This is a genomic window from uncultured Xanthomonas sp., assembly GCF_964278005.1.
Lineage (GTDB): Bacteria > Pseudomonadota > Gammaproteobacteria > Xanthomonadales > Xanthomonadaceae > Xanthomonas_A > Xanthomonas_A sontii.
This window is the reverse complement of record NZ_CAXYKF010000023.1, coordinates 257,468-279,471: the sequence shown is the minus strand read 5'-3', so window position 1 is coordinate 279,471 and position 22,004 is coordinate 257,468. Positions and strand designations below refer to the sequence as shown.

Annotated in this window: 20 protein-coding genes; 12 read left to right on the top strand and 8 right to left on the bottom strand. The window is 69.2% G+C overall.

The window, feature by feature from the left end; translation table 11 throughout:
• Window positions 1–47: 47 nt before the first annotated feature.
• Both ACHWVH_RS15550 and ACHWVH_RS15545 read right to left on the bottom strand, forming a co-directional pair.
• Window positions 48–851, bottom strand: coding sequence for a YiiX/YebB-like N1pC/P60 family cysteine hydrolase (locus tag ACHWVH_RS15550; protein WP_267086967.1), 804 nt, complete (start codon window positions 849–851; stop codon window positions 48–50).
• A 105-nt stretch (window positions 852–956) separates the two neighbouring features.
• The gene (locus ACHWVH_RS15545) at window positions 957–1,427 is read right to left on the bottom strand and encodes a hypothetical protein (RefSeq protein WP_039728364.1); all 471 of its coding nucleotides are present in this window, start codon (window positions 1,425–1,427) and stop codon (window positions 957–959) included.
• A 404-nt stretch (window positions 1,428–1,831) separates the two neighbouring features.
• Between ACHWVH_RS15545 and ACHWVH_RS15540 the strand changes: the two genes are divergently transcribed.
• The 6 genes from ACHWVH_RS15540 to ACHWVH_RS15515 all read left to right on the top strand — a co-directional run bounded on the left by ACHWVH_RS15540 (window position 1,832) and on the right by ACHWVH_RS15515 (window position 8,355).
• Window positions 1,832–2,686, top strand: a complete 855-nt coding sequence (locus tag ACHWVH_RS15540) for an IclR family transcriptional regulator (RefSeq protein WP_017912848.1) — start codon at window positions 1,832–1,834, stop codon at window positions 2,684–2,686.
• Between the two features lie 104 nt (window positions 2,687–2,790).
• The gene (locus ACHWVH_RS15535) at window positions 2,791–4,197 is read left to right on the top strand and encodes an MFS transporter (protein WP_394687511.1); all 1,407 of its coding nucleotides are present in this window, start codon (window positions 2,791–2,793) and stop codon (window positions 4,195–4,197) included.
• A gap of 109 nt (window positions 4,198–4,306) precedes the next feature.
• Complete coding sequence (locus tag ACHWVH_RS15530; RefSeq protein ID WP_026144587.1) at window positions 4,307–5,236, top strand: dihydrodipicolinate synthase family protein; 930 nt, start codon at window positions 4,307–4,309, stop codon at window positions 5,234–5,236.
• A 281-nt stretch (window positions 5,237–5,517) separates the two neighbouring features.
• Window positions 5,518–6,816 carry a carbohydrate porin gene (locus ACHWVH_RS15525; protein ID WP_295924146.1) on the top strand — a complete coding sequence of 433 codons (1,299 nt, stop codon included), beginning with the start codon at window positions 5,518–5,520 and terminating at the stop codon, window positions 6,814–6,816.
• Between the two features lie 118 nt (window positions 6,817–6,934).
• Window positions 6,935–7,924, top strand: a complete 990-nt coding sequence (locus ACHWVH_RS15520) for an MBL fold metallo-hydrolase (RefSeq protein ID WP_295909949.1) — start codon at window positions 6,935–6,937, stop codon at window positions 7,922–7,924.
• A 191-nt stretch (window positions 7,925–8,115) separates the two neighbouring features.
• Window positions 8,116–8,355: a DUF1653 domain-containing protein gene (locus ACHWVH_RS15515; protein ID WP_017912852.1), complete on the top strand. Its 240-nt coding sequence runs from the start codon at window positions 8,116–8,118 to the stop codon at window positions 8,353–8,355.
• A gap of 34 nt (window positions 8,356–8,389) precedes the next feature.
• Here the strand turns inward: ACHWVH_RS15515 and ACHWVH_RS15510 are convergent, their stop codons facing one another.
• The gene (locus tag ACHWVH_RS15510; protein ID WP_017910105.1) at window positions 8,390–8,545 is read right to left on the bottom strand and encodes a hypothetical protein; all 156 of its coding nucleotides are present in this window, start codon (window positions 8,543–8,545) and stop codon (window positions 8,390–8,392) included.
• Window positions 8,546–8,967: 422 nt separating this feature from the next.
• On the opposite strand from ACHWVH_RS15510, the gene ACHWVH_RS15505 reads away from it, so the two are divergent.
• The 3 genes from ACHWVH_RS15505 to ACHWVH_RS15495 all read left to right on the top strand — a co-directional run bounded on the left by ACHWVH_RS15505 (window position 8,968) and on the right by ACHWVH_RS15495 (window position 11,459).
• Complete coding sequence (locus ACHWVH_RS15505; protein WP_394687510.1) at window positions 8,968–9,561, top strand: TetR/AcrR family transcriptional regulator; 594 nt, start codon at window positions 8,968–8,970, stop codon at window positions 9,559–9,561.
• Window positions 9,562–9,605: 44 nt separating this feature from the next.
• Complete coding sequence (locus ACHWVH_RS15500; RefSeq protein ID WP_394687509.1) at window positions 9,606–10,196, top strand: cytochrome b; 591 nt, start codon at window positions 9,606–9,608, stop codon at window positions 10,194–10,196.
• 315 nt (window positions 10,197–10,511) lie between these two features.
• Window positions 10,512–11,459, top strand: coding sequence for a hypothetical protein (locus tag ACHWVH_RS15495; protein WP_295924141.1), 948 nt, complete (start codon window positions 10,512–10,514; stop codon window positions 11,457–11,459).
• 76 nt (window positions 11,460–11,535) lie between these two features.
• Here the strand turns inward: ACHWVH_RS15495 and ACHWVH_RS15490 are convergent, their stop codons facing one another.
• On the bottom strand, window positions 11,536–12,651 hold the full coding sequence (locus tag ACHWVH_RS15490) for an ATP-binding protein (protein ID WP_394687508.1): 1,116 nt from the start codon (window positions 12,649–12,651) through the stop codon (window positions 11,536–11,538).
• Window positions 12,648–13,379: a response regulator gene (locus ACHWVH_RS15485; protein WP_394687507.1), complete on the bottom strand. Its 732-nt coding sequence runs from the start codon at window positions 13,377–13,379 to the stop codon at window positions 12,648–12,650. The genes ACHWVH_RS15490 and ACHWVH_RS15485 overlap by 4 nt, the downstream gene beginning before the upstream one ends.
• Window positions 13,380–13,469: 90 nt before the next feature.
• Here ACHWVH_RS15485 and ACHWVH_RS15480 point away from each other — a divergent pair, with 90 nt between their 5' ends.
• From ACHWVH_RS15480 to ACHWVH_RS15470, 3 genes are read left to right on the top strand one after another with little or no spacing between them, the layout of a single operon-like run.
• The gene (locus tag ACHWVH_RS15480) at window positions 13,470–14,678 is read left to right on the top strand and encodes an efflux RND transporter periplasmic adaptor subunit (RefSeq protein ID WP_295924134.1); all 1,209 of its coding nucleotides are present in this window, start codon (window positions 13,470–13,472) and stop codon (window positions 14,676–14,678) included.
• Window positions 14,679–14,693: 15 nt separating this feature from the next.
• Window positions 14,694–17,825: an efflux RND transporter permease subunit gene (locus ACHWVH_RS15475; RefSeq protein ID WP_295964041.1), complete on the top strand. Its 3,132-nt coding sequence runs from the start codon at window positions 14,694–14,696 to the stop codon at window positions 17,823–17,825.
• A complete protein-coding gene (locus tag ACHWVH_RS15470) occupies window positions 17,788–18,678 on the top strand; it encodes an Appr-1-p processing protein (RefSeq protein ID WP_394687506.1) in 891 nt (296 codons plus the stop codon). Before ACHWVH_RS15475 ends, ACHWVH_RS15470 begins: the two co-directional genes overlap by 38 nt.
• 205 nt (window positions 18,679–18,883) lie before the next feature.
• Here ACHWVH_RS15470 and ACHWVH_RS15465 read toward each other — a convergent pair whose 3' ends face one another.
• The 3 genes from ACHWVH_RS15465 to ACHWVH_RS15455 form a co-directional block, all read right to left on the bottom strand.
• On the bottom strand, window positions 18,884–20,188 hold the full coding sequence (locus tag ACHWVH_RS15465; RefSeq protein WP_394687505.1) for a PQQ-dependent sugar dehydrogenase: 1,305 nt from the start codon (window positions 20,186–20,188) through the stop codon (window positions 18,884–18,886).
• Entirely contained in the window at window positions 20,181–20,624 is a 444-nt protein-coding gene (locus ACHWVH_RS15460; RefSeq protein WP_295924124.1) for a DUF2231 domain-containing protein, read from the bottom strand. The genes ACHWVH_RS15465 and ACHWVH_RS15460 overlap by 8 nt, the downstream gene beginning before the upstream one ends.
• Before the next feature lie 184 nt (window positions 20,625–20,808).
• Window positions 20,809–21,993, bottom strand: a complete 1,185-nt coding sequence (locus ACHWVH_RS15455) for a LacI family DNA-binding transcriptional regulator (protein WP_394687504.1) — start codon at window positions 21,991–21,993, stop codon at window positions 20,809–20,811.
• Window positions 21,994–22,004: the final 11 nt, after the last annotated feature.

The following is a 22,004-nucleotide window of genomic DNA, read 5'->3' as shown; positions in this document are numbered from 1 at the left end:
TCGCCAGAGCAACGCGCACCACAGTTTCACGCTGCAGCCGGCTTCCGTCAGGCCAGTGCGGTATCCATCGGCGCGCTCGCGGACGGCACGCCGGCGGCGTGCGGCTCCCACACCAGGCGATGGAAATCGAAGCCCTGCTGCAAGCGCGGCTTGACCACGTTGAAGTACGGCGAGACGTCGAAATCGCGCGGCAGCGTCAGGCTGTGATGGCGCGGATGCAGGATCTCCGCGTCTTCTCCGGCATCGCTTCCCGTCGGCGGCGCCTGATCGATTTCCGGCAGGATGGGATAGCGAATCGCGCCGAACGCCTGCGCCAGCAACGTCGAGCAGATCGCCCGCGTCGGCTCGCCGCTGCCCAGCTCCAGGAAGCGCCGCTTCACCGACGACGGCAGCGGCGGCGTGCGGATCAGGTAGCGCGCCAGGTCGAAGATGTTCTTCAGGTCGTAGCTGTTGCCGACCCGCGAGACCATGTACTCCACCACGGTCTCGATCTCCTGCGCGCTCAACCCGACCGGACGGCAGATGCGCGTGTGCAGGCCGGCGAACTCGCTCAATCCCACCAGGCGCACGCCGACGTTGATGTCGACATCGCAGAACAGCGGCGCTTCCTCGCCGGGAAGCGCGGCCACGTGGTCGCCGATGTACAGCGCCGCGTGCGACCAGGTGGACTGGCTCAGGTACTTGATGGCGGTGGAGAAGCGGCTGTTGCCCTCGACCAGCAACACGTCGCCCTTGCGCAGCGTGGCACGCAACAGCTGCGGCGGGCTGGTCGGCAGTTGCGAGCCATGGCGGCGCGGCTTGGACAGGAACTTGGCCAGGTGGCGGCCCAGCAAACGTGGCAAGGACAGCATGCGCGTTCCCCCGAGGGACGGCCGCTTCGGCGAAACGGCTCCGCTATCCGCAATGGCGGCCATGCGCTGGATTTCTTGAATGGCGTGCCGGCGCCAGCGACCGGCTCACGGTTGCCGCAGGATCGACAGCTCCACGAACTGCGCGCTGCTGGAACGCAGGTAGACCGCATAGCGGCCACGGCCCGGCACTTGCACCAGAAAGCGGTCTCCCGGCACCGGCTGGAGCTTGTCGACCGCGGCCGCACCCAGCGGCGCGATCCGCAGCCGCACCTTGGCATCGTCCTGCGCTGGCGTGAGATTGGCGATGGTCAGCGCGCCATCGAAGAGGGTGCGGCTCTCGCCCGGCAACAGACTCAGCATCAGCGACATCGCCGCGGCCTTGGCGTCGCAGGCACCGGCCTGCGCCTCGGCCAGCTGCCGCTGCAGCGGCTTGACCTCCACGTACTGCACGAAGCCGTAGGTCGCGCCGATCACCACCAGCACCGCCGAGACCTCGGCGGCGGTGCGCTTGAACGAGAGTGCTTGCCACCATGTCTGCGCCGGCGGGGGCGGCGTCTGTCGGGTCGTTCGAGCCATGCATCACGGTATCGATGCCGCCATGCCGCTGTCTGCCAGCACGGCTGACATCGCCGCGCACGGCCGCGTTCGTCTACCTGGCGATACAGACGCGACGCCACGTGCCTCGCGATAAGCGCCGCCCCAAGCACGGACATCGCGCGATGGCGCGGCATGGCCTCGCGCCCATGCAACTCCCAGCAGGCGATGACGCGTCTTTCGGAGGTTTCGAAACCACGGATCGTCGACGCGCAGGGAGAACCGCCCACGCATGTTGCGCCGCAACTTGACGCATCGAGCGCCCGGGCGGAGTCTTGGCATGAAATTTCGAAATTATTTTCGCAATCCGAAATTCACTTGTCAAGCGACATCACCGGGCGGGTCGAGCAAGCTGGCGATTCCCCCGGGTCCTCCAGGAACTGCAGATGATCAAGACGACTTCCCAGCGCGCGGCCGGCGCCGCGCCCGACGACGGCGACGAGGCCGGGGACAAGAAGCTGCGCAGCACCGTGCAGTCACTGGCCAAGGGCTTTCGCGTGCTCGAGGCGTTCTCGTCCGAGCACGAGGAACTGTCGCTGAGCCAGATCGCGGCCCTGGCCCGGCTCGATCCCGGCACCACCTTCCGCATGCTCAACACCCTGGTCGAGCTGGGCTACGTGCACCGCGTGCCGGAGAGCCGCCGCTTCCGCCTGACCCTGAAGGTGCTCGACCTCGGCTTCCACGCCATCGCCCGCCGCGATCTGCGCAGCGTGGTGCGGCCGCTGCTGCGCACGCTGGTCAGCGACGTCAACGAAGCGGCCAGCTTCGCGGTGCTGCAAGGCCCCGACGTGCTCTACATCGAGCGCGTGCGCGCCGGCATCACCCGCCTGGGCGTGGACATCCGCATCGGCACCACCGTGCCCAGCACCCGTACGGCGATCGGCCTGGCGATGCTGGCGCACCTGGCGCCGGCGGAAGTGACGCGGGTGACCGGGGTCGACGTGCAGGGTGCGCAGACGCCGGAGATCGCCACGATCCGGCGCACCTTCGACAGCATCCGCCGCGACCGCTACGTGATCCTGGAGTCGATGCTGACGGAGGGCCTGCGCGTGCTGGCGGTCCCGGTGCTGGATGCGGACGACTATCCGCTCGGCGCGATCAGTGTCGCCGCGCCGTCGGTGCGCACCAGCCACGCCGAACTGCTGGAGACCGCCCTGCAGCCGACGTTGCTGGCCGCCAAGGACATCGCCTTCGCGATCCAGGCCAGCGGGAGTGTTGCCGTGACCGCCCCCAGCACCTGATCCGCCCGGGCCACCGCCGGGCCCTCCCTGTCGGTCTCGCTGCGTGGACGCTTCGGCGCCCGCGTCGGGGTCCCCTTGTCCTGCGAAAGGCAGCCACGATGCTCATGCCCACCACAGCCCCTGCCCCCACCGCCAACGCCACCGCCCGCACCCCGTCCATCGCCGAGGCGCAGGCGGAGATCGGCGCACGCCTCGAACGCCTGCCGATCACCCGCAACGTGTGGTGGGCGCGCAACATCGTCGGCGCCGCCACGTTCTTCGACGGCTACACGGTGATCGCCATCGCCTACGCGATGCCGGTGCTGACCAAGGAATGGCAGCTGTCGCCGGCGCAGATCGGCACGATCCTGTCGGCCGGCTACCTGGGCCAACTGCTGGGCTCGGTGCTCTTCGGCTGGCTGGCCGAGCGCATCGGCCGCCTGCACGTGCTGCTGTTCACCATCCTGCTGTTCGTGTCGATGGACGTGGCCTGCCTGTTCGCCGGCAGCGCCGCGGCGATGATCGCGTTCCGCTTCGTCCAGGGTATCGGCACCGGCGGCGAGGTGCCGGTGGCCAGCGCCTACATCAACGAACTGATCGGTTCGAAGAAGCGCGGGCGCTTCTTCCTGCTGTACGAGGTGATGTTCCTGCTCGGCCTGGTCGCCGCCGGCGGCATCGGCTACTTCCTGGTGCCGGCCTACGGCTGGAAGGCGATGTTCATGGTCGGGCTGATCCCGGCGGCGATCATGATTCCGCTGCGCTTCTTCATGTTCGAATCGCCGCGCTGGCTGGCCTCCAAGGGCCGCTACGCCAAGGCCGACGCCATCGTCGCCGAACTGGAGCGCAGCGCCGAGCGCCGCCATGGCCCGTTGCCGGCGCCGGTGTTCGACCGCAGCGCGCTGCCCAAGGCGCAGCGCTCGGACTGGCGCGAGCTGTTCGGCAGCGTCTATCGCAAGCGCACCCTGGTGATCTGGAGCCTGTGGTTCTGCTCCTACCTGGTGGCCAACGGCATCATCACCTGGCTGCCGACGCTGTACCGCACGCACTTCGGGCTGTCGCTGCAGCAGAGCATCGCCTATGGCTTCTTCACCTCGCTGGCCGGTGTCGCCGCCGCGGTGGTGTGCGCGCTGTCGATCGACAAGGTCGGACGCAAGCGCTGGTATGGGCTGGCGTTCGTGGCCGGCGGCGTGCCGCTGCTGGCGCTGGCGGCGCTCGGCGGCACCTCGGCGCCGCAGGTGCTGGTGTTCGCGGCGCTCGGCTACGCCGCGGTGCAGACCATCACCTTCTCGCTGTACCTGTATTCGGCCGAGCTCTACCCCACCCGCATCCGCGCCATCGGCACCGGACTGGGCAGCGCCTGGCTGCGCCTGGGCTCGGCCTGCGGGCCGCTGCTGGTCGGCGCGGTCATCGCCGGACTCGGCATCCGCTACGTGTTCGCCGCCTTCGCCGCCGTGCTGCTGGCCGGCGCCGTCGTGACCTGGCGCTTCGCCCTGGAAACCAAGGGCAAATCGCTGGAGCAGCTGTCGCCCTGAGCGTATCGCCGGCACTGCCGCCGGCGCATCGCACAACACCTCCGCACCACCCCCGTCGGACCCCGCGTTCGATTCCATCCCCCGTTGATCCAAAGAAGAGGAAATGAGCATGAGCACCATCGACCTGAAAGGCCTGGTCCCCGCCCCGGTCACCCCGTTCACCCGCGACGGCGCCGTCGACTATCCCGCGATCAAGCGCATCGGCGCCTGGCTCGGCGGCATCGACGGGGTCAAGGGCCTGACCGTGCTCGGCCACGCCGGCGAAGGCACGTTCCTGGAGCGCGACGAACAGGCCAAGGTGATCACCGCCTTCCGCGACGCCGTCGACGGCCGCATCCCGATCATCGCCGGCATCACCCTGGAAGGCACCCGCGTCGCCGCCGACGAAGCCAAGCGCGCGGTCGCCGCCGGCGCCTCCGCCGGCCTGATCTATCCGTCGCACGGCTGGCTGCGCTTCGGCTACCAGAAGGGCGCGCCGCAGGACCGCTACAAGGCCATCCACGAGGCCAGCGGGCTGCCGATGATCCTGTTCCAGTACCCGGACGCGACCAAGGCCACCTACGACCTGGAGACGTTGCTGGAGATCGCCGCGCTGCCGGGCGTGGTCGCGATGAAGAACGGCGTGCGCAACATGAAGCGCTGGGACACCGAGATCCCGGTGTTCCGCAAGGAGCGCCCGCACGTGCCGGTGCTGACCTGCCACGACGAGTATCTGCTGCACACCATGTTCGACGTGGATGGCGCGCTGGTGGGCTACGGCTGCATCGCCCCGGAGCCGCTGCTGGAGATGATCGCCGCGGGCAAGGCCAAGGACTACGCCAAGGCGCGCGCACTGCACGACCGTCTGCTGCCGGTGACCAAGAGCGTCTATCACCGCGGCTCGCACATGGAAGGCTCGGTGGCGCTGAAGTGGGCGCTGGTCGCGCGCGGCCTGCTCGACCACGCCACGGTGCGTTCGCCGCTGCTGCCGCTGGCCGAGGGCGCCGACAAGGAGATCGCTGCGGCGATGGCCGCCGCCGGCCTCGGCAAGGTGGGCTGACCCGCACGGGTTGCCTCCAGCTCGATGGGCCGCGCAGTTGCGCGGCCCATCCGCTGCGGCGATGGCGTGCGCCTCGGCGCCGCGCAACGCGTTCCGGTCTGCCCTCGCGTTTCTTTGCCGGTCCCCCACAGGTCTGCACACAGGCGTGCCCGTCGCCGACGGACGCGACGCCGTGCTGCGGCTCCACGACCGGAAGGTGTCTTCCCTTCGCGCACTGCCGCGTCGCCGCGCACCCACCGCGCACGTCCGGCGAGTGCTTCGTCTCGTCCGTGGAGCGTCCCATGTCCCGTTCTCTTTCCTGCGTCTCGTTGCTGGCGGCTGCGGCCGCCCTGCCGGCCTCCGCCATTGCCGCCGACACCACGCAATGGCTCGACGACCACGGCATCGCGCCGCGCCTGGTCTGGTCCAACGACTATGCGCGCAACGTCGACGGCGGCCTGTCGCGCGGCGACCGCAACGCCGGCGGCGTGGTCGCCGGCGCGGACCTGGATCTGCAACGCCTGTTCGGCATTCCCGGCGCCACGCTGCACGCCACCGGCGCCTGGTACTACGGCGACAGCCTCTCGCAGCGGCAGATCGGCAACGGCGTCAAGGTGCAGGGCTATTGGTACCCGCAGCAGCAGACGCAACTGGCGCAGCTGACCTGGGAACAGAGCTTCGCCGACGGGCGCTGGCAACTGGTCGCCGGGCGCATGAACACCACCTGGCAATTCGCGCGCAGCCGCTACGGCTGCCGCTTCGTCAGCGCCTCGGACTGCCCGTTCCAGCTGAGCCAGGCCGATGGCGGCTTCGTCGGTTTTCCCTACGTGAACTGGGGCGCGAAGCTGCGCTACAAGCCCGACGCCACCTATGTCTCGGTGGGCGCATTCGAACTGAACCCGCAGCGCAAGAACAACCACGGCCTGGACTGGAGCACCGCCGACAGCACCGGCGTGCTGGGCACGCTCGAGGTCGGCTACGAACCCGATCCCGCACGGGGCAAGGGCGCACCGCGCTACCTCGCCGGCCTCTGGTACAACTCGGCCGACTACAGCGACCTGCGCTACAACCAGGCCGGCGGCTTGCGCGGGCTGGTCGGCGGCCCCGCGCGCCTGTACGACGGCGGGCGCTGGGGCGCCTACGCGCTCGGCGAACGCGCGCTGTACCGGCCGCAGGGCATGGCAAGCAAGCGCATGCTGGTCGCCTTCGGCAACGTCGCCGCACCGTTCGACAAGCACCAGGTCTACGACCTGCAGGTCACCGCCGGCCTGTACTACAGCGGCCCGTTCGCGGCGCGGCCCGGCGACGGCATGGGCGCGATCGCGCACTACTACCGCTTCAGTGCGGACCAGCAGGGCTACATGAACGACCTGCTGCGCAGGCGCGGCGCGGCCGCGGACATCGCGCGCAACGAACTCATGTTCGAACTCAACTACAGCTACCGCATCGCGCAGACGCCGCTGTTCCTGGTGCCGAACGTGCAGTACATCGTCCATCCCGACATCCTGGGCAATCCCGCGGCGCGCCGTGCGCCCGACGATGCGCTGGTGATCGGCTTGCGGGTGATGCTCAACATGGGTGGGCTGGGCACGCCGAAGTGAGGCCGCACTTGGCACCGGCCGGGGACCGATATCGCGGCAGCCGAGGCAGGCGCGCACGCACGCTTGCGCCGCTGGCGGTTAACCTTCCCTCCCCTTGCGTCATCCGGATCGCGCCTCAATGGCCAACCCCTACTACCGTGGCCCCGTCAGCGACCATTTCGATGGCGTGCGCTTCTTCAACCCCGGCCAGCCCACGATCGACAATGCGCTGAGCAAGGTCCTGCGCTGGAAGGCCGCCATGGGCGCGGTGCGCTGGCCTGCGCAGGTCCCGGTGACGCCGGCCATGCCTGCACCGCGGCACGACGGCCTGCGCATCACCATGGTCGGCCACGCCACGCTGTTGATCCAGGCCGCCGGCCTCAACCTGCTCACCGACCCGGTGTGGTCGCAGCGCGCCAGCCCTTCGCAGATCGCAGGGCCCAAGCGGGTAACGGCACCGGGCATCCGCTTCGCGGACCTGCCGCCCATCGATGCGGTGCTGCTGAGCCACAACCACTACGACCACTTCGACCTGGCGACCTTGCGCACGCTGCACGACGCGCACCAGCCGCTGTTCGTGATGCCGCTGGGCAACGACGTCCTGCTGCGCAAGCGCGTGCCCGATGCGCGCATCGCCACCGGCGACTGGCACGACCGGCTGCCGATCGGCGACACCGCGACGGCGACGCTGACCCGCGCCAACCATTGGTCCAGCCGCGGCATCGCCGACCGCAGGATGGCGCTGTGGTCCGGCTTCTTCGTCGAGACCGCGCGGGGATCGGTGTGGTTCGCGGGAGACACCGGCTACGGCGATGGCGCCATCTTCCGCGAGATCCGCGACCGGCACGGCGCGCCCGACGTGGCGTTGATCCCGATCGGCGCCTACGCGCCGCGCTGGTTCATGGCGCCACAGCACATCGACCCCACCGAAGCGGTGCGGATCTTCCGCGACACCGGCGCGCGGCGCGCGCTCGGCATCCACTGGGGCACCTTCCAGCTCACCGACGAAGGGCGTGATGAGCCGCGCGAAGCGCTGGCCGCCGCACTGCACCTGGCCGGCATCGCCGCAACGGACTTCGTCGCCGCCGAGCCGGGGCAGGCGTTCGACTTCGCCGATTTGGCGCCTTGACGTGCGCAGAAGTGAAGCCTGCGGGCGACAATGGACGCTGCTTCTTAAGGCCGGTTGCCTGAGTTTCCCCCGCAGGAGCGTTCCGTCGTCACGACGCGGCGAACCGCCGCGGTCGCGCAATTCGCCCTCGCAACGCAAAGAGCGCAGGTGCAGACGGCTACACTCGCGCTCCCGCCAACCAGGACACCGTCATGCGCGACCTCAGCCCGCTGCCTTCCATCGCCCTCGGCCGCTACCGCCACTTCAAGGGCGGCGAGTACGAGGTGCTGGGCGTGGTCCGCAGCAGCGAGACGCTGGAACCGCTGGTGCTGTACCGGCCGCTGTACGGCGAAGGCACGCTGTGGGTGCGGCCGTATCCGATGTTCATCGAGCAGGTGGAGATCGATGGCGTACGCCGCCCGCGCTTCGCGCCGATCGACGCGGACGCCTGAGCACGGCGCAGGCGACCGCGCCGCGCCCGACGCGCTAGCGCTTGGCCGCGCTGTCCACGTCGCTCTTGGTCGCGGCGTGATCCTGTGCCGGGCGGTTGCGGTTCTTCTTGGCGCGCGTGACCAGATACAGCATCGCGGCGATGAGCAGGACGAACAGTCCGGCGACCCAGGGCATCAGCGTGGTGTCCATTCGACACTCCAATTCGGTTGCACAGCGGTCACCAGACCACACCCGCAGTGAAGGCCTTGGCTAGTGCGACGGTGCGTCGGCGTCATGCCGGTGCATCGCATGCGCACGATGGGCGGTTCCGTCGCGCAGTCCTGAGCCGCCGCGACGGCGCCCTTTACGACGGCCTTCGCGACAGGCACCAGCATCTATTGGGTTTGCGACCAGGCGCATTCCACACGCCGCCGCGATCGCGCTGTCGATGCCTGAGAGGCCCTGGCCGAGGCGTTCGCAGGACGGGCAAGCCACTCGAATCTCAGGCCTTCGGAGCGCACCGGCCGCCGCGCTGCCCAAGCTGCCCAGCGCACACCGAATCGACCGGGACACATTGACATACGCACTGTACGCAAATAACGTACGCCACGTATGTGAATGAAGGCCCGCCCATGCACCAGCGCCGCAGCCGCCGCGAGATGATCGAGACCACCCGCGCCAGCCTGCTGGCTGCGGCGCGGCAGGCGTTCGCCACGCACGGCTTCGCGCACACCTCGATGGACGTGTTGACCGCCGAGGCCGGTCTTACCCGTGGCGCGCTGTATCACCACTTCGGCAGCAAGGACGGCCTGCTGATCGCGGTCATCGAGCAGATCGAGGCCGAGGTGGGCCTGCGCCTGCAGGCGGTGTCCGACGCCGCGCCCACGCCGTGGGACGGTTTCCGCCGCCGCTGCCGCACCTACCTGGAACTGGCGCTGGAACCGGAGATCCGCCGGATCATCCTGCAGGACGCGCGCGCCGTGTTCGGCGACGTGCCGCCGGCGGCGCAGTCGGTGGGCATCGCCGCGCTGCAGGCGGCGCTGGCAGCCCTGATCGCCGCCGGCACGGTGGCGCCGCTGCATGCCGGGGTGATGGCACGCATGCTCTACGGCGCGATCACCGAGGCGGCGTTCTGGATCGCCGAGCCGGACGCCGACCTGCACGCACGGCTGGCCGACGCACTGGACGCCCTGGACCGGCTGCTCGACAGCCTGCGCACGCCCTGATTCCGCAGCACTCCCCGCCTCGCCACTCGACCAGGATCACGCACATGCACTGGCGCAATACCGCACAGCGCTTCGGCGCCCTCGCCAAGCTGTTCCACTGGACCACCGCCGCCGCCTTCATCGGCGCCTATGCGGTGGTGTACTACGTCATCTGGTTCATGGACGACACCTCCGACGCCTCGCTGCCGGTGCTCAACCTGCACTGGGTGCTGGGCCTGCTGGTCGGGTTCCTGGTGCTGCCGCGGCTGTTGTGGCGCTGGCTGGACGTGCAACCGGACGATCCGCCGGGCTCGGCGCTGGAACACCGGCTCGCGCATCTGGCGCATTGGGGCCTGTACGCGCTGCTGATCGTGATGCCGCTGACCGGCTACATCGGCACCGGCGCGCCGACCGACTTCGGCCTGTTCCGCATTCCCGGCTTCAACGAGACCGCGCTGTTCGCCTGGATCAGCCGCACCTGGCATCTGAGCTGGGAGGCGTTCGAAGCGCCGATCGACGTGGTGCACCACTTCATCGGCAAATGGATCGCATGGGTCGTCGTACTGCTGCACGTGGCCGCCGCGCTGTTCCATCACTGGGTCCGGCGCGACGAGGTGCTGACCCGCATGCTGCCGGGGCGTATGCCATCTCCATGATTGCAGAGCAACATGGCGAACTGCACGCCGCGCTGCGAGATCGTCCTTGACGTGGTTGTGGCGGTGTTGAATGACCGCAACTTGGCTCGTTCACAAGACAGTCTATCGATAGCGAACCGTGCGCGACAGCATCCCATGCCAACTATGCACTCCCAGCAGGAGCGCAGGCCTTCCCTGGGAGGCAGCAAAGCGTTGCCATGCTCACTCCGCATGCGGTAGAACAGGCAAGACACGTCGCTGCCGCCGCATGGCAACCGGCGACGAGGGTTCGTCAATCTGACTCAAGCATATTGCGTTGCAGGACGCCAAACGCCAATGGGAAGAATCTTAGACCTCGTTCTTTTCGCGGGAGCCCTTCTCTTCCTCGAGCAAGCCCAGGCATCCCAGCATTTCTGGGTCCAACCCGATGGCAAAGGCCTGAAAGACGTCGTCGTTGCCAACGACGAAGGAGGAGGCGCCGATGGCTTCTACACTTACAGCTTCGGGAAAGCCATGCAGCGTCACGCAAGCTGGAATGTCGGCGATTTTTCGCATCTGAACACGCCCACCCCCTGGTCAGATTTTCAGGCGTCGATCGATCCAAATGGATACGGCTCGACATCGGTGCAAAAGCAGGGAGCCCAGGCGACCATTCACTTGCATTCCTACAGTCTGCCCAATCCATCCCCGATGGGGTGGTATTACGTAGGCTGGAACCACCAAGTAAACCGACGCCCCTGGGATTCCAACCAATTCGGTTCCGATCCGAAAATGTGTCTGGAGCACTCGGAGACCGTCATCGACAGCTATAGCGAAGGAGCCGTCTTCTACAACGGTGTCGTCTTGTGGCTCACGGACAAGAATGGGAGGCCCTTCAGCTACAGCATCAAGACCTGGGATAGCCGCTGGCCCGACATCGGAATCAGCGAAGGTGCCTACTATGACGCTGGGCTCTCCAGCTATTACGTGGGAAGCGCTTATACCGAAGGCAGAAAATATCTTTCGCTAATGCCATTCAGCCATGCCGTGACCGGTGCCAAGGGCGAGAATCTGAGATGGTATGGCATGTGCATCTCGAAAGAGCAACTCGCCCTCGCGATCGCGGACATGAACGCAAAAAACAGCGATTCACAAACGCAGCTGGATGCCGATACCACTGGCTACCAGGTCACGGCAGTGCAACTGTCTTCCGAGATCGCGAATCTCAGCACCCCCAAAGCCCAGGGCGGCGCCGGCTGGTATACGAGCCGGTTCGCCGGGATCTATCTTTACACCGACTATTGAGGGCGAGCCACGCGTCGACAAACCTCCGTGTGCCACCAACGAGCGACAACAACAGCTAGCACACGCCCCTGGTAACTCACATAGCGTGCCGGCTCGGCGATGTTCGCGACTGGGAAGTACCGCTGGCCTCCAACGAGACCAGCGGCCAGCGCACTTCGAATCGTGTCCCGCTGCAGGCCGGCAGGCACAGCGCATCGCCGCCATGCGCCACGGCAATGGCCTTGACCACCGCCAGGCCCAGGCCGCTGCCGCCGCTCTTGCGCGAACGCGACGGATCGCCGCGGCGGAACGCATCGAACACCCGCGCGGCGATCTCGGGCGCGATGCCGGGGCCGGTGTCTTCCACGAACAGCACGCATTGGCCCGCGTCCGCCTGCACGCCCACCCGCAGCGGGCCCGGCTCGGCATAGTGCTGCGCGTTTTCGAGCAAGGCCATCAGCGCCTGGCGGATGCGCACCGCATCGCACAGCACCGGCGTGCGCAGCGCCAGCACGGGTTCCAGCACCAGCCCGCGCGCGTCCAGGCTGGCGCCGAAGGCATGCAGCACGGCCTCCACTTCCCGCGCCAGGTCGGCCGGCGCCGTCTGCAACTCCAGGTGCCCGCTGTCGGTGAGGCTGAGCACGCGCAGGTCCTCGATCAGCCGGTTCAGGCCTTCCACCTGCCGCAGCAGGCTCTCGAACGCCGCCACGTCCGGCGCGAACACGCCCTCGGCCAGGCCCTGCAGGCGCCCGCGCAGGATCGTCACCGGCGTGCGCAGTTCGTGGGCGACGGCGGCATTCCAGAATGCGCGCTCGCGGGTCATCGCCTGCAGGCGGTCGGCCATGGCGTTGAAGTCGCGCACCAGTTGCGCGGTCTCGCCCAGCGCATGCGCATCCATGCTCGCGCGTGCGTGCAAGTTGCCCTGGGCGACTTCGCGCAGGCTGTGCGCCACCGAGTTCAGCGGGGTGAGGATGCGCCGCGACAGCCGCACCGCCACCGCCACCGCGATCGCCACGGCCAGTGCGGCGGTGGCGCCGATCCACATCATCTCCACCCGCGACGGCACCCAGGTGTCGGAGATGCTGTTGGGCTGGTAGGCCGCCGCCAGCGCGTAGAACACGTAGGAGCCGACCACCGACAGCAGGATGATCCACAGCGCCAGCGCGCCCAGCGACAGGATGACCTGGCGGCGCAGCCCGGGGGCGCGACTCATGCGCCGGATCCGAACCGGTAGCCGACGCCGCGCACGCTGGCCGGCGTGCCCTGCACGCCCAGCGCCTCCAGCTTCTTGCGCAGTTTGCTGATGTGGCTGTCGATGGTGCGCTCCTGGGTGTCGCCTTCCGGCAGGCAGGCGTCGAGCAGTTCGGCGCGGCTGAACACCCGCTTCGGCGCGCGCATCAGCCGCACCAGCAGCTTGAACTCGGTGAGCGTGAGGTCCAGCGTGTGCCGCTGCTCGCCCACGCGCACGCTGGCCTCGTGCTGGTCCAGATCGACATGGAAGGCGCCCACGCGCAGGCTGCGCGCCTCCTCGGCGCCGTTGCCGCGGATGCGCCGCAGCACCGCCTGCACCCGCGCCACCACCTCGGCCGGGTTGAACGGCTTGACCACGTAGTCGTCGGCGCCCAGGCGCAGGCCCATCAGCTTGTCGATGTCCTGGTCCAGCGCGGTGAGCATGATCACCGGGGTCTCGCCGCGGTGGCGCAGTTCGGACAGCACCTTCCAGCCGTCCGCCGCCGGCAGTTGCACGTCCAGCAGGATCAGATCCGGATCCAGCGCCAGGTGCAGTTCCAGCGCGGCGCGGCCATCGGCGGCGTGGGCGCTGCGCAGCCCGCTGCGCGCCAGGTAGGCGCTGAGGATCTCGGCGATCTCGCTCTCGTCTTCGGCGATCAGGACCAGCGGCGCGGACGCGGGCACGGCGGCACCCGGAGAGGAAACGGACATGGAGGCAGCGAAGGCGCATCGGCCCGGACGGGCGGATCTCCATCATATCTCCACATCGCATCGAACGCCGCGCAACCCGCGGCCGCGACCATGCGCGGCTTTGGCGTCCGCCGCATCCGCGGCGGCAGCGACGAGGCACGAGGCATGGGCATGCGGCAACAGGTACGGACTCTGGGACTCGGCGGCGCGCTGGCGTTGGCCCTGGCGGGCTGCGGCGGCGGCGCGCAGCCGCAAGCGGTTGCCGCGCCGGTACAGGTCACCGCGGTGACCCTGCACCCTGCGCCGATGACGGTGAGCGTGGACCTGCCCGGCCGCGTGGCCGCGCTGCGCAGCGCACAGATCCGCCCACAGGTCGGCGGCATCGTGCAGCGTCGCTTCTTCGAGCAGGGCGCCGATGTGCGGCGCGGCGATGCGCTGTTCCAGATCAACCCGGCACCGTTCAAGGCCGACATGGACACCGCCGCAGCCGCACTGCACCGTGCCGAGGCCGCGCAGGTACTGGCCGACGTGCAGCATGCCCGGCTACAGCGGCTGGTCGAATCCGGCATGGTCAGCCGGCAGATGTACGACGACGCCGCCTCGCAGCGCAGCCAGGCCGCCGCGGCGGTCGCCGAGGCCAAGGCGACGCTGTCGCGGCGGCGCCTGGACCTGGCCTTCGCCACCGTCGACGCACCGATCGACGGCCGCATCGACCAGGCACTGCTCACCGAGGGTGCGCTGGTCTCGCCCAGCGACAGCGCGCCGATGGCGGTGATCCAGCAGATCGACCAGGTCTACGTCGACGTGCGCCAGTCCGCCAGCGACCTGGACCCGCTGGATCCGGCCGCGCGCGCGCAGGCCACCGGCGACGACGGCCTGCCGGCGCAGATCCTCGACCGCAGCGGCACGCCCTCGGGACTGAGCGGGCGCGTGCTGTTCTCCGGCATCACCGTCGATGCCGGCACCGGCGATGTGCTGCTGCGCATCCTCGTCGACAACCCGCAACGGCGCCTGTTGCCAGGCATGTACGTGCGGGCGCGGGTGCCGCGCGCCCACTACGCGCAGGCGCTGCGCGTGCCGCAGCAGGCGATCACCCATGTCGGCAAGCGCGCGCAGGTGTGGGTGCTGGACGCCAATGCGCAGGCGCACAGCGCGACGGTGCAGCTGGGCGAACTGGTGCAGGGGCACTACCGTGTCGTCGCCGGCCTGCAACCCGGGCAGCAGGTGGTGGTCGAAGGCATCGACCGGCTCAGCACCGGCGCCCGGGTGAAGGCGCGTGCGTGGCAGCCGCCGGTGGTCGCCACCGCCGCCGCGGACTGAACCGGGAACGCCGCCATGCCCCAGTTCTTCATCGAACGCCCGGTCTTCGCCTGGGTGATCGCGCTGTTCATCGTGCTGTTCGGCACCCTGGCCATCGGCCAGCTGCCGGTGGCGCGCTATCCCTCGGTGGCGCCGCCCTCGGTGTCGCTGATCGCGTCCTACCCCGGCGCCACGCCGCAGACCCTCAACGACTCGGTGGTGAGCCTGGTCGAACGCGAGCTGTCGGGGGTCAAGAACCTGCTTTACTTCGAGTCCACGGTGGACACCTCGGGCAGCGCGCAGATCACCGCCACCTTCAAGCCCGGCACCAATGCGGAGCTGGCGCAGGTGGACGTGCAGAACCGCATCAAGGCGGTGGAGCCGCGCCTGCCGCAGGCGGTGCGGCAGAACGGCCTGCAGGTGGAATCGGCCGCGTCCGGCTTCCTGATGCTGGTCGGCCTGACCTCGCCGGACGGCCGCTACGACGAGGTGGCGCTCAACGACTACCTGGCCCGCAACATCGTGCAGGAACTGCGGCGCATCGACGGCGTCGGCCGTGTGCAGCTGTTCGGCGCCGAGCAGGCCATGCGCGTGTGGGTGGACCCGGACAAGCTCGTCGCCTACGGCATGACCATGACCGAACTGGCGCAGGCGATCGAACAGCAGAACGCGCAGATCGCGCCCGGCCGCCTCGGCGACGAGCCGACCGTGCGCGGACAACGCCTGACCGTGCCGCTGACCGTGGCCGGGCAACTGACCACGCCCGCGCAGTTCGCCGCCATCGTGCTGCGTGCCGACAGCGGCGGCGCGCGGGTGACCCTGGGCGACGTGGCGCGGGTGGAGCTGGGCGCACAGTCCTATGGCTTCTCCAACCGCGAGGACGGCGCTCCCGCCACCAGCGCGGCGATCCAGCTCTCCCCCGGCGCCAATGCGGTGCGCACCGCGCAGGCGGTGAAGGCGCGGCTGGCGGAACTGGCCGCGAGCATGCCGACCGGCATGCGCTATTCGATCCCGTTCGACACCGCGCCGTTCGTGAAGCTCTCGATCAAGCAGGTGGTCAAGACCCTGCTCGAAGCGATGGTGCTGGTGTTCCTGGTGATGTACCTGTTTCTGCAGAACGTGCGCTACACGCTGATCCCGGCCATCGTCGCGCCGATCGCACTGCTGGGCACCTTCGCGGTGATGCTGCTGGCCGGTTTCTCGATCAACGTGCTGACGATGTTCGGCATGGTGCTGGCGATCGGCATCATCGTCGACGACGCCATCGTGGTGGTGGAGAACGTCGAGCGGATCATGGCCAGCGAAGGCCTGCCGCCGCGGCAGGCCACGACCAAGGCGATGCGCGAGATCACCGGCGCGGTGGTCGGCATCACCCTGGTGCTGACCGCGGTGTTCATCCCCATGGCCTTCGCCAGCGGCTCGGTGGGCGTGATCTACCAGCAGTTCACCCTGGCGATGGCGGTGTCGATCCTGTTCTCGGCGTTCCTGGCGCTGACCCTGACCCCGGCGCTGTGCGCCACCCTGCTGCGCCCGATCGCGCCCGGCCATCATGCCAAGCGCGGATTCTTCGGCGCGTTCAACCGCGGCTTCGAGCGCCTGACCGGCAGCTATGCCGCACGCGTGGCGCGGCTGCTGCGGCGCAGCGCGCGGGTGCTGGCGGTGTTCGCGGTCCTGTGCGTGGCGTTGGTCTTCGCCATGCGCGTGCTGCCCTCGGCGTTCCTGCCGGAAGAGGACCAGGGCTACTTCATGACCTCGATCCAGTTGCCCACCGATGCCACCAGCGAGCGCACGCTGGCGGTGGTCGAGGCGTTCGAGCGGCACGTCGCCACGCGCCCGGCGCTGGCCTCCAACCTGGTGATCCTGGGTTTCAGCTTCTCCGGCTCGGGCACCAACGCGGCCATGGCCTTCACCATGCTCAAGGACTGGGACCAGCGCGACGGCGCCACCTCCAGCGACGAAGCCGACCGCGTGCAGCAGGCCATGGCCGACCTGCCCGAGGGCACGGTGATGAGCCTGCTGCCGCCGGCCATCGACGAGCTCGGCACCTCTTCCGGCTTCACCCTGTACCTGCAGGACCGCGGCAACCGCGGCGAGGCCGCGCTGATGGCGGCGCAGGCGAAGCTGCTGCAACTGGCCGCGGGCAGCAAGGTGGTCAGCGGCGTGTATCAGGACGGGCTGCCGCCGGGCAAGAGCATCCGCCTGGAGATCGACCGCCAGCATGCCGAAGCCATGGGCCTGCCGTTCTCCGCGATCAGCAACACCTTGTCGGCGGCGATGGGCTCGCTGTACGTCAACGACTTCCCCAACGCCGGGCGCATGCAGCAGGTGATCCTGCAGGCCGACGCCGCGTCGCGCATGCAACTGGACGACGTGCTGGGCCTGCGCGTGCGCAGCACCGAGGGCGGCATGGTGCCACTGCGCGAAGTGGTGACCGCCACCTGGACCGACGCGCCGCAGCAGCTGGCGCGCTTCCAGGGCTTCCCGGCCGTGCGCATCACCGGCGGCGCCGCGCCTGGCGTGTCCAGCGGCGCGGCCATGGCCGAGATGGAACGGCTGGCCGCGCAGCTGCCGCAGGGCTTCGCCGTGGCCTGGACCGGGCAATCGCTGCAGGAGCGGCAGTCGGCCGCGCAGGCGCCGCTGCTGATGCTGCTGTCGGCACTGGTGGTGTTCCTGGTGCTGGCGGCGCTGTACGAGAGCTGGACGATCCCGCTGTCGGTGATGCTGGTGGTGCCGCTGGGCCTGCTCGGTGCGGTGGCCGCGGTGATGCTGCGCGGCCTGCCCAACGACGTGTTCTTCAAGGTCGGCCTGATCACCATCATCGGCCTGTCGGCGAAGAACGCCATCCTCATCGTCGAGTTCGCCCGGCAACTGCACCGCGACGGCCAGGGCCTGCTCGAGGCGGCGACCAACGCCGCGCGCCTGCGCCTGCGCCCGATCCTGATGACCTCGCTGGCCTTCGCCCTGGGCGTGGTGCCGCTGATGCTGGCCAGCGGCGCCAGCGCCGAGACCCAGCACGCCATCGGCACCGGCGTGTTCGGCGGCATGGTCAGCGGCACCGTGCTGGCGATCTTCTTCGTGCCGGCATTCTTCGTCTGCGTGGTGGGGCTGCAGGAGCGGGTGGCGCGCTGGCGTGCGCGACGCGGCGGTGGTGCGTCTGCCGAGAGCTAGACCGGCGCTGTCGCTGCCATTGTGGCTGGAGGACATCGCGGCAGGGCTGGACCACCTCGCCGCGCATCTGCGCGAATGGGGCGTGCGCAGTCTTGCCCTGCCGCCGCTGGGCTGCGGCAACGGCGGCCTGGCCTGGGAGGAGGTCGGCCCGTTGATCTACCGCACGCTGGCGCACCTGCCGGTCGACATCGAGGTCTATGCGCCGTACGGCACGCCGCTGGCGCAACTCGAAACCGCCTTCCCGTCGCGGCCGGCCAACACCTCGACCGAGGGCGTTGGCAAACGTACGGCACCCCAGCCGGGCTGGATCGCGATCATGGAAGTGCTGCGGCGGTTGCAGGCCCGGCCGGAAGCGCGGCCGATCGGGCGCACCCTGTTCCAGACGCTCTGCTGGGCCATGACCGAACTGGGCGTACCGACCGGGCTGACCTTCGGCACTGCCGGCCGCGGCCCGCGCCAGGGCGACGTCCGGCCGATCCTGACAGACCTGGCCAACCGCAACTGGCTGCAGGAGCAGCCGCAGGGGCGGACCATGGCACTGCGGGCCTCGCCGCAGTACGACAAGGAGCGTGCGCGATTCGCCGCGGCGTATGCGCCCTACGACACCGAGATCGCGAAAGCCGTGGACCTGTTCGCACAGATCAGGAACATCGACCAGGCCGAGGACATCATGACGGTGTTCCAGGCCGCGCGCCGGCTGCAGGTGGCGCATCCCGGGCAGGCGCTCCCCCCGCATCAACTGCATGCGCATCTACTCGCTTCCAGGACCACGGCCGATTCCGAACAGACGCAGCAAGCGCTCGTCGAAGCGGTCCGCATGCTGGTGGCGCTGGACTGGATACGCCTGAACTGAAGGTGTGCCAAGTGTGTGGAATCAACGTGCTGCCGAGTCGAAGTCGGGCAGATCGCTTTTTCGTTCCACATGGTCTCTGCGTTCCGGCCGCGCAGAGTCCCGAGTGTGCCGCCGCACTTCGGCAGCGGCCGGAGACAGCGATGGGTCCAGCGTCACGCAGAACCACTCCACCCGCTCGCCAGTGCTCGGCACAACCTGCAACCGGTCAGAAGCGCACACGCCAGACGCTGTTGCCGACATCGTCGGCGATCAGCAGCGCGCCGTCCTTGTCCTGCGCCAGGCCGACCGGGGCGCCATATAGCTGCGACTCGTCCTGCGAGTGGAAGCCGCTGACCACGGTCTGCGGCGGGCCGACCGGCCGGCCCTGCTGGAACGGCACGTACACCACCTGGTAGCCGCTAAGCGGCGAACGGTTCCAGCTGCCGTGCTCGGCCACGAACGCACCCTCGCGGTACTTGGCGGGCAGCGCATCGCCGCGGGAGAACCACAGGCCCAGCGCGGCCACATGCGAGCCCAACGCGTAGTCCGGCTTGATCGCCTTGGCCACCAGGTCCGGGCGCTGGTCCTTGACCCGCACATCCACGTTCTGTCCGTAGTAGCTGTACGGCCAGCCGTAGAAGCCGCCGTCCTGCACCGAGGTCAGGTAGTCGGGCACCAGGTCGGCGCCGATCTCGTCGCGCTCGTTGGCGATCGCCCACAGCTTGCCGGTGCGCGGCTCCCACTGCAGTCCGGTCGGATTGCGGATGCCCGAGGCGAAGATGCGGCTGCTTGCCGAGGCCACGTCCACTTCCAGGACGGCCGCGCGGCGGTATTCCACGTCCAGCCCGTTCTCGCCGATGTTGCTGTTGGAACCCACGCCGACGTACAGCTTGCGTCCGTCGGGGCTGGCCAGCAGTGCCTTGGTCCAATGGTGTTCGATCGTGCCGGGGAGATCGGCGAACAGCGTGCCGGGCGCGGTGATCTCGGTCTGGCCGGCGACGTAGGGGAACTTCATGATGTTATCGGTGTTGGCGACGTACAGCGCATCGCCGATCAGTTGCACCCCGAACGGCGAGTGCAGCCCTTTCAGGAACGCATGCTGTTCCCACTTGCCGTCCGCGGCCCTGCGCAGCAGGGTGATGCGGTTGCCGCCCTTGGCGCTCTTGCCGGAGCGGCTCTGGACCAGCCCCGCGATCAGTTGCTTGGGCGTGGTGACGGGTTCCATCCCTGGCGAATTGGCCTCCACCACCAGCACGTCGTCGTTGGGCAGCACGTACAGCTGGCGCGGATGCTTCAGGCCACCAGCGATCTTCTCGATCTTCAGGCCAGCCGCCACCGTGGGCGCCTGCCCCTCCTTCCAGCCCACTCCCTCGGGAACCTGCATCGGCGGCAGCAGGAAGTTGCGCGGCTGCGGCAGCGGCGGCGCGTTGCCCGCCTGCTGGGTGGGCTCGAGCGAGGCCTTGCCGCCGCAGGCGGCCAGGGCCACTGCGCCGCTCAGCGCGAAAACGGACAGGCACAGGCGCTTAGCCATGGACGTAACCCTCGCGTGGCGTGGTGCGGATGGCGATGAGCACATGCCCGATCGCCAACAACGCGACCGTGAGGATCGAGAGCCAGAGCCCTGCCGGGACCACCGCATACGCGTCGCGGCTGTGCACGAAGGAATTGAAGATGGCGGCGACGATGGCGAGCAGGTTCAGCCAGAAGTCGAGCCGCTCCACCGGCAGCGTGGAGCGCCGCGCAGTGATCCAGACCTGCACCAGGTTGATCAGGCGCGGCACGATGGCGATGACCAGCCCGATCGCGATCAGCCAGGCCGCCGCCTTGGTCCACAGGATCACGCCGCTGCGGGCATAGACGATATCGAAGATCAGCGCGGCGACGAAGCAGCCGAACGGAATGGGATTGAGCAGGCCGTAGAAGGCGTTGGCCACCACGGAACGGCGCGGTGCAGTCTGCAGATGCATGAGACGGCTCTCGACGAAAGGAAGAAGGGGGCGAAGCGCTCGCTCAGCACGAACCCGCGGGACGCGCCGCTGTGAGGGTGCAACCCACTATCTGCCCGCCTCTGTCTAGAGGGCGTCGCGATGGCACTGCGCGCACCGAGTGCCATCGCGCATCGTCGCGGCGGCCGCCGCCGCGTTCGCCGTGCTAGGTGCGCTTGCGCGCGACCGGCGCGCCGCTGCTCTCGCGCACCGACAGGCTCACCGGCACGATCGTCCTGCGCGGCGGCGCGGCCGCATCCAGCCGCTCCAGCACCAGTTGCGCCGCCTGGCGGCCGCGGGCGCGCGGTTGCGCGGCGAGCGTGGTCAGCGCGGGCGTGCTCACCGCGGCCTCGGGGATGTCGTCGAAGCCGGTGATCGCGAAGTCCTGGCCCGGACGGATGCCGCGCGCGAGCAGGCCCAGCATCAGGCCGAGCGCGACCGTATCGTTGTAGCAGACCGCCGCGGTGGGCGGTGCGTCGTGGGCGAACAGTTCACCGTGGCGCGCCGCCGCTTCCAGGCGATTGGGCGCGGACTCGATCAGCCAGGCCGGATCGACCGGCAGCCTGGCCTGCCGCATCGCCTGCGCGTGGCCGGCGCGACGCTGCCGGCAGGAACTGGAATCGGCATGGCCGCCGTAGAAGGCGATGCGGCGGTGGCCGAGCGCGATCAGGTGTTCGGTGGCCAGTTGCGCGCCGCGCTGGTTGTCCAGGCCGAGGAAACCCCAGTCGTCGGCGCCGGCAAGTTCGCGGTTGAACAGCAGCACGTTCGCGCGTGCGTCCAGCACCGTGTGCAGTTCGGCGGCGTCGCTGCCCTCGGCCGGCGACAGGATCACGCCGGCCGGGGTGTGTTCCATCAGCGAGGCCAGTACGGCCTGCTGCCGTGCGGGCGATTCGCCGGTGCTGCCGAGCAGGGTCACGTAGCCCTGCTCGCCCAGCGCCTCGTCCACGCCGGCGGCGAACTCGGCGAAGAACGGATTGGCCAGGTCGTTGATGACCAGGGCCACGCAGGTCGATGTGCGCCGGCGCAGATTGGCGGCACCGCGGTTGTAGACGTAGCGTTGCCGCTTCAGCTCCGCTTCCACCCGCGCACGGGTGTCGGCATGCACCAGCGGACTGCCGCGCAGCACCAGCGACACGGTCGCGCGCGACACGCCGACCGCATCGGCGATGTCGGTGACGGTCACCACCCGCTGGCGGTCGCGTGCGGCGGCGGCCGGTGCGGTCTTCGCGGCCTTGTTCGCCTTGTCCGCACGCTCCGCCGCAGCCGGCGCCACCCTGCGCGACGCAGCCTTGGCTGCCTTGGTCGGCGTGGAGCCTGCGGATCCGGAACGGGATGGACGCTTCTGGCGCATCGGATCGATTC

What these genes read in the sequence shown, in the direction of transcription:
- ACHWVH_RS15550 (WP_267086967.1), bottom strand. Translation starts at nt 851, where the DNA reads ATGCTGTCCTTGCCACGTTTGCTGGGCCGCCACCTGGCCAAGTTCCTG.
- ACHWVH_RS15545 (WP_039728364.1), bottom strand. Translation starts at nt 1,427, where the DNA reads ATGGCTCGAACGACCCGACAGACGCCGCCCCCGCCGGCGCAGACATGG.
- ACHWVH_RS15540 (WP_017912848.1), top strand. Translation starts at nt 1,832, where the DNA reads ATGATCAAGACGACTTCCCAGCGCGCGGCCGGCGCCGCGCCCGACGAC.
- ACHWVH_RS15535 (WP_394687511.1), top strand. Translation starts at nt 2,791, where the DNA reads ATGCCCACCACAGCCCCTGCCCCCACCGCCAACGCCACCGCCCGCACC.
- ACHWVH_RS15530 (WP_026144587.1), top strand. Translation starts at nt 4,307, where the DNA reads ATGAGCACCATCGACCTGAAAGGCCTGGTCCCCGCCCCGGTCACCCCG.
- ACHWVH_RS15525 (WP_295924146.1), top strand. Translation starts at nt 5,518, where the DNA reads ATGTCCCGTTCTCTTTCCTGCGTCTCGTTGCTGGCGGCTGCGGCCGCC.
- ACHWVH_RS15520 (WP_295909949.1), top strand. Translation starts at nt 6,935, where the DNA reads ATGGCCAACCCCTACTACCGTGGCCCCGTCAGCGACCATTTCGATGGC.
- ACHWVH_RS15515 (WP_017912852.1), top strand. Translation starts at nt 8,116, where the DNA reads ATGCGCGACCTCAGCCCGCTGCCTTCCATCGCCCTCGGCCGCTACCGC.
- ACHWVH_RS15510 (WP_017910105.1), bottom strand. Translation starts at nt 8,545, where the DNA reads ATGGACACCACGCTGATGCCCTGGGTCGCCGGACTGTTCGTCCTGCTC.
- ACHWVH_RS15505 (WP_394687510.1), top strand. Translation starts at nt 8,968, where the DNA reads ATGCACCAGCGCCGCAGCCGCCGCGAGATGATCGAGACCACCCGCGCC.
- ACHWVH_RS15500 (WP_394687509.1), top strand. Translation starts at nt 9,606, where the DNA reads ATGCACTGGCGCAATACCGCACAGCGCTTCGGCGCCCTCGCCAAGCTG.
- ACHWVH_RS15495 (WP_295924141.1), top strand. Translation starts at nt 10,512, where the DNA reads ATGGGAAGAATCTTAGACCTCGTTCTTTTCGCGGGAGCCCTTCTCTTC.
- ACHWVH_RS15490 (WP_394687508.1), bottom strand. Translation starts at nt 12,651, where the DNA reads ATGAGTCGCGCCCCCGGGCTGCGCCGCCAGGTCATCCTGTCGCTGGGC.
- ACHWVH_RS15485 (WP_394687507.1), bottom strand. Translation starts at nt 13,379, where the DNA reads ATGTCCGTTTCCTCTCCGGGTGCCGCCGTGCCCGCGTCCGCGCCGCTG.
- ACHWVH_RS15480 (WP_295924134.1), top strand. Translation starts at nt 13,470, where the DNA reads ATGCGCGGCTTTGGCGTCCGCCGCATCCGCGGCGGCAGCGACGAGGCA.
- ACHWVH_RS15475 (WP_295964041.1), top strand. Translation starts at nt 14,694, where the DNA reads ATGCCCCAGTTCTTCATCGAACGCCCGGTCTTCGCCTGGGTGATCGCG.
- ACHWVH_RS15465 (WP_394687505.1), bottom strand. Translation starts at nt 20,188, where the DNA reads ATGGCTAAGCGCCTGTGCCTGTCCGTTTTCGCGCTGAGCGGCGCAGTG.
- ACHWVH_RS15460 (WP_295924124.1), bottom strand. Translation starts at nt 20,624, where the DNA reads ATGCATCTGCAGACTGCACCGCGCCGTTCCGTGGTGGCCAACGCCTTC.
- ACHWVH_RS15455 (WP_394687504.1), bottom strand. Translation starts at nt 21,993, where the DNA reads ATGCGCCAGAAGCGTCCATCCCGTTCCGGATCCGCAGGCTCCACGCCG.